The sequence below is a fragment of the Alcanivorax sp. HI0044 genome, from assembly GCF_001634945.1.
Genome location: NZ_LWEZ01000141.1, coordinates 1 through 613, shown reverse-complemented (window position 1 = coordinate 613; position 613 = coordinate 1). Strand labels below are relative to the sequence as shown.

The window sequence follows — 613 nt, the reverse complement described above, 5'->3', positions numbered from 1 at the left end:
CCGGAAGATCATTACAGCCATCGCGTGCGTATCGTGCTGGCAGAAAAAGGGGTCACAGTCGATATCGTTGATGTGGACAGCAGCAACAAGCCGGAAGATCTGGCCTCGCTGAACCCGTACAATGAAGTGCCCACGCTGGTTGATCGTGAGCTGACCCTGTTTCAGTCCACGGTGATCATGGAGTATCTGGACGAGCGTTTCCCGCATCCGCCGTTGTTGCCGGTTTACCCGGTGGCGCGTGCCCAGAGCCGCCTGTTGATTCACCGCGTGGAGCGTGACTGGTGTGGTCATGTGGATGCGATCCTGGCCGGTGAAGAGAAAGACGCCAGCCTGAACAAGCGTCGCAAGGAACTGCGTGAGGCGATTATTGCCACCGCGCCGATCTTCAGCGAGCTGCCGTACTTCATGAGCGAAGAGTTCACCTTGGTGGACTGCGTGGTGGCGCCGATCTTGTGGCGGTTGCCGGCGTTGGGTATTGAGCTGCCTGCCAAGCAGGTCAAGCCGTTGCTGGACTACGCCGAGCGTCTGTTTGATCGTGATGCGTTCCAGGCCAGCCTGACCGACGCCGAGCGCGAACTGCGTAACCCGCTGTAACCATGTCCGAAATGACCTC

At 59.1% G+C, this 613-nt stretch carries 1 protein-coding gene; it reads left to right on the top strand.

Annotated features, from left to right (window positions below; genetic code table 11):
- Window positions 1-594: glutathione S-transferase N-terminal domain-containing protein (locus A3730_RS01740; protein WP_063537345.1), on the top strand; the 594-nt coding region annotated here is incomplete at its 5' end.
- Between the last annotated feature and the right edge of the window lie 19 nt (window positions 595-613).